Source organism: Streptomyces silvisoli (assembly GCF_029269905.1).
In the GTDB taxonomy this organism is placed as follows: Bacteria; Actinomycetota; Actinomycetes; order Streptomycetales; family Streptomycetaceae; genus Streptantibioticus_A; species Streptantibioticus_A silvisoli_A.
Map to the genome: position 1 here is coordinate 1 of NZ_JARJBC010000058.1, position 1,596 is coordinate 1,596.

At 55.8% G+C, this 1,596-nt stretch carries 2 rRNA genes; both read left to right on the top strand.

Annotated elements, in window-relative coordinates:
• A 23S ribosomal RNA gene (locus P3G67_RS35650) occupies positions 1-1,397 on the top strand; the annotation flags it as partial.
• Positions 1,398-1,477: 80 nt separating this feature from the next.
• Positions 1,478-1,594, top strand: a 5S ribosomal RNA gene (gene rrf / locus P3G67_RS35655).
• Positions 1,595-1,596: the final 2 nt, after the last annotated feature.

The following is a 1,596-nucleotide window of genomic DNA, read 5'->3' on the forward strand; positions in this document are numbered from 1 at the left end:
TGTGTCTGAGACCTGATGCCGAGCCGATTGTGGTGAAGTGGATGATCCTATGCTGTCGAGAAAAGCCTCTAGTGAGTGCTGTTGCGGCCCGTACCCTAAACCGACTCAGGTGGTCTGGTAGAGAATACCGAGGCGTTCGGGTGAACTATGGTTAAGGAACTCGGCAAAATGCCCCCGTAACTTCGGGAGAAGGGGGGCCATTCCTGGTGATGAGATTTTCTCTCTGAGCTGGGGGTGGCCGCAGAGACCAGCGAGAAGCGACTGTTTACTAAAAACACAGGTCCGTGCGAAGCCGTAAGGCGATGTATACGGACTGACGCCTGCCCGGTGCTGGAACGTTAAGGGGACCGGTTAGCTCCATTTCGGTGGGGCGAAGCTGAGAACTTAAGCGCCAGTAAACGGCGGTGGTAACTATAACCATCCTAAGGTAGCGAAATTCCTTGTCGGGTAAGTTCCGACCTGCACGAATGGCGTAACGACTTCTCGACTGTCTCAACCATAGGCCCGGTGAAATTGCATTACGAGTAAAGATGCTCGTTTCGCGCAGCAGGACGGAAAGACCCCGGGACCTTTACTACAGTTTGATATTGGTGTTCGGTTCGGCTTGTGTAGGATAGGTGGGAGACTGTGAAGCTATGGCGCCAGCCGTGGTGGAGTCGTTGTTGAAATACCACTCTGGTCGTGCTGGATGTCTAACCTGGGTCCGTGATCCGGATCAGGGACAGTGTCTGATGGGTAGTTTAACTGGGGCGGTTGCCTCCTAAAGGGTAACGGAGGCGCCCAAAGGTTCCCTCAGCCTGGTTGGCAATCAGGTGTTGAGTGTAAGTGCACAAGGGAGCTTGACTGTGAGACTGACGGGTCGAGCAGGAGCGAAAGCTGGGACTAGTGATCCGGCGGTGGCTTGTGGAAGCGCCGTCGCTCAACGGATAAAAGGTACCCCGGGGATAACAGGCTGATCTTCCCCAAGAGTCCATATCGACGGGATGGTTTGGCACCTCGATGTCGGCTCGTCGCATCCTGGGGCTGGAGTCGGTCCCAAGGGTTGGGCTGTTCGCCCATTAAAGCGGTACGCGAGCTGGGTTTAGAACGTCGTGAGACAGTTCGGTCCCTATCCGCTGTGCGCGTAGGAGTCTTGAGAAGGGCTGTCCCTAGTACGAGAGGACCGGGACGGACGGACCTCTGGTGTGCCAGTTGTTCTGCCAAGAGCATGGCTGGTTGGCTACGTTCGGGAGGGATAACCGCTGAAAGCATCTAAGCGGGAAGCCTGCTTCGAGATGAGGACTCCCACCCACTTGATGGGGTAAGGCTCCCAGTAGACGACTGGGTTGATAGGCCAGATATGGAAGCCGGGTAACCGGTGGAGTTGACTGGTACTAATAGGCCGAGGGCTTGTCCTCAGTTGCTCGCGTCCACTGTGTAGTTCTGAAACAACGAATCATGCCGGTTGTGCCGGTCGGTTTGATGTGTTTCATAGTGTTTCGGTGGTCATAGCGTTAGGGAAACGCCCGGTTACATTCCGAACCCGGAAGCTAAGCCTTTCAGCGCCGATGGTACTGCAGGGGGGACCCTGTGGGAGAGTAGGACACCGCCGAACAA